This window comes from Vibrio sp. M260118 (genome assembly GCF_036533755.1).
GTDB lineage: Bacteria > Pseudomonadota > Gammaproteobacteria > Enterobacterales > Vibrionaceae > Vibrio.
Map to the genome: position 1 here is coordinate 1 of NZ_JATABG010000450.1, position 2,356 is coordinate 2,356.

3 protein-coding genes are annotated in these 2,356 nt (G+C 44.8%); 2 read left to right on the forward strand and 1 reads right to left on the reverse strand.

The features are described from left to right. The first annotated feature begins 61 nt into the window (after nucleotides 1-61). A complete protein-coding gene (phhA, locus tag QTO00_RS18175; protein WP_331426033.1) occupies nucleotides 62-856 on the forward strand; it encodes a phenylalanine 4-monooxygenase in 795 nt (264 codons plus the stop codon). After that, nucleotides 846-1,175: a 4a-hydroxytetrahydrobiopterin dehydratase gene (locus QTO00_RS18180; RefSeq protein ID WP_038201374.1), complete on the forward strand. Its 330-nt coding sequence runs from the start codon at nucleotides 846-848 to the stop codon at nucleotides 1,173-1,175. Before phhA ends, QTO00_RS18180 begins: the two co-directional genes overlap by 11 nt. 81 nt (nucleotides 1,176-1,256) lie before the next feature. On the opposite strand, the gene QTO00_RS18185 is transcribed toward QTO00_RS18180, so the two are convergent. Next, on the reverse strand, nucleotides 1,257-2,356 hold a 1,100-nt coding region (locus QTO00_RS18185), incomplete at its 5' end, for a putative bifunctional diguanylate cyclase/phosphodiesterase (protein ID WP_331426032.1).

Sequence of the window (2,356 nt, forward strand, 5' to 3'; positions counted from 1 at the left end):
ATTGTCACGGCTTAAGCATGGCGATAGGCTTAATGTAATGAAATTGTTAATGGAGCAAATCATGACACAGTATCATTCTAAGCCTGTGAATCAACATGGAGTGGTTGAGTGGAGCCCCGATGAGGATGGTGTTTGGCGCGACTTAGTTAAAAGGCAGCTAGCCTTGGTCAAACAAAGGGCGTGTAAGGAGTATTTAACGGGATTAGAGCTACTCGATTTGCCTATCGACAAAGCTCCACAGATTGTTGATATCAATCGCGTTTTGATGCAAACCACTGGATGGCAGGTCGAACCTGTTCCCGCTCTAATTAACTTTGATCGCTTCTTTGCGCTTTTGGCAGAGAAGAAGTTCCCTGTAGCTACTTTTTTGCGTACACGAGAGGAGTTTGATTATTTACAAGAGCCGGATGTCTTTCACGAAATATTTGGGCATTGCGCTATGTTGACCAATCCAGAGTTTGCTGAGTTTACACAAACCTATGGAATCCTAGGCAAAAGTGCTAGTGAGAAAGAGCGCGTTTTTTTGGCGCGTTTGTACTGGTTTACCGTAGAGTTTGGCTTAGTTAAAGAGGGAGAACAAACGAAAATTTATGGCGGAGGTATTCTCTCTTCTCCAGGTGAAACCTTGTATGCCTTAGATGATCGCGACGCACAGCGGGTCGACTTTGACATTCACACCGTTCTGCGAACCCCTTATCGTATCGATATTATGCAGCCTGAATATTTTGTGCTGAACAACATCCAGCAACTGTACAAGCTGAGTAAAATGGATCTGATGTCTCATGTAAGACAGGCAATGCGGGCCGGACTATTACCCCCACTATTTGAACCAAAGGAAGTAACACATGCTGAATGAATTACGTTGTGAGTCTTGTACCAGTAGTGCAGTGGCATTAGGTGCTGAAGAGAGAAGACTGCTGCTGACCGAACTCGATGGATGGCAGATGCTCGAGCGTGATGGCATCCCCCAACTAGAGAAGGTATACACATTCAAAAACTACAAATTGGCGTGGGCGTTTGCCAATCAGGTATCTGAGCTTGCCGAACAAGAGTTTCATCATCCTTCGATATTACTAGAGTGGGGTAAAGTCACAGTGACCTGGTGGAGTCATTCCATTAAAGGCTTACACCAAAATGATTTCATCTGCGCGTCTAAGTGTGATGCACTTTCCTAAGTTGATCTGCCACTATTTTCTCGACTGTTCCGAAGCCTTCAGCACTAGCTGAAGGCTTTTTAACTGATTACAGCACCAGAGTTAGGCTAAGTGCTTTTTCTGTGTGTGTAATACTTTCTCAATGCCACAAACGCTCAAGGGTTTAGATTTTAGGTAGCCTTGTACGTAGTTGCATTTGTGTTGAGTCAAGAACGCCAATTGCTGAGGTGTTTCTACGCCCTCGGCAACCACTTTAAGGTCGATGGTGTGAGCGATATTGATGATGGCTTGACATAAACTATCGGCATTGCGTTGACCAAGCGCTATCCGATTTACAAAGCTTCTATCGACCTTAATCACGTCGACTGGATAATCATTAAGAACAGAAAGAGATGAGTATCCAGTACCAAAATCATCTAGGTATAGTGTTACGCCAAGACCTTTGATTCGTTTCAATTGTGCTGCGCTACATTGATCCGCCAACAACATTGATTCGGTAATCTCGATCCCGATAAGGTGGGGTGGAAAGTCATACTGATTGATCAACTGTTTTAAGGTATGGAAGATGTGTTCAGATTCAAACTGTTTGGCAGACACATTGATATTGAAGCGTGGCACATTCTTCCCTTGTTGAGTGTTCCACAGTCGATTGAGGATTTTGCAGCACTCTTTCGCAACCCAATCTCCAATGGGAATAATCTGCCCTGTTTCTTCAGCGATTGGAATGAAGTCTTGTGGAGAAATTGCGCCCAGCTTTGGGTGGTTCCAGCGAATTAAAGATTCAAATCCTACAACTACATCGCTGTTTGCTTGGTAGATAGGTTGATAGACCAGTGATAATTGTTTGAAAGCGAGTGCCCCGGTTAACTCTTGTTCAAGTGTGAAGCGTCTTTTCGCTTGGTTGAACATGTGGTCGTGAAAGAACACGACTTTTTCGTTGGTTGACGTTTTCGCGCTATACATGGCGGTGTCCGCTTCTCGCAAAATGCTCGCCAAGGTCTGATTTGGGTCAGTCACGACTGAGATGCCAATACTCGCGCCAATATGACAAGATTGGCCATCAATGGAGTAGGGTTGGCTCAGAACATTGACGTAGCGATGGCATATTTGAGTCAGCGCTTCATGAGAGGTGAGCCGAGGCAGGCAGATGATAAATTCGTCACCGCCGAACCGAAAACTCATATCGTTATCTCGGCAATGAC